The sequence below is a fragment of the Vibrio sp. D173a genome, assembly GCF_030248475.1.
This window is the reverse complement of sequence record NZ_JAHGAH010001603.1, coordinates 1-703: the sequence shown is the minus strand read 5'-3', so window position 1 is coordinate 703 and position 703 is coordinate 1. Positions and strand designations below refer to the sequence as shown.

Annotated in this window: 1 protein-coding gene; it reads right to left on the bottom strand. The window is 44.7% G+C overall.

Features of this window, described 5'->3' with window-relative positions; all coding sequences use genetic code 11:
- On the bottom strand, positions 1-633 hold a 633-nt coding region (gene nfo, locus KIV40_RS35060), incomplete at its 3' end, for a deoxyribonuclease IV (protein WP_285354087.1).
- Positions 634-703: the final 70 nt, after the last annotated feature.

Sequence of the window (703 nt, the reverse complement as noted above, 5' to 3'; positions counted from 1 at the left end):
ACACGCTTCTTTTGTTCGCAGGTCATAGCCAGCCGTAAAGGTGTGGCAGGTATCTAAGCATACGCCTACACGCGTTTTATCTTCTACTTGCTCAATGATCTCAGCAAGGTGCTCGAATCGCCAACCCAGGTTTGTGCCTTGCCCAGACGTATTCTCAATCACGGCAATTACATCTGGCACTGCGCGATGAGCAATATTGATAGATTCCGCGATCCTCGCCAAACAGTCACTTTCAGAAATTTTCTTTAAATGACTCCCAGGATGAAAATTAAGTAGCGTTAATCCAAGTTGGTTACAACGCTCCATTTCATCAATGAATGCGGCTCGCGATTTTTCGAGCTTCTCCTCTTCCGGAGCACCCAAATTAATCAAGTAAGAATCATTAGGAAGAATATGCTCCGCACCGAAACCCAACATCTTACAGTTGGCTTTAAACGCACTGATGGTTTTTGGCTCCAATGGCTTTGCTGCCCACTGTCTCTGATTCTTAGTAAATAGCGCAAAAGCATTCGCTCCAATTTCACGCGCGCGCATAGGAGCTTGATCGACACCGCCGGCTGCCGAAACATGTGCGCCAATAAATTTTTGGCGAGAGTTTTGGTCTTTTTTTCCCAGAGAATTACTGTTTGTCATTAAATCACTTCACACTTACAGAATGGTGGATAAAAGCTTGTTTATATCCGCGTCAGTTCAATAAAAGCAC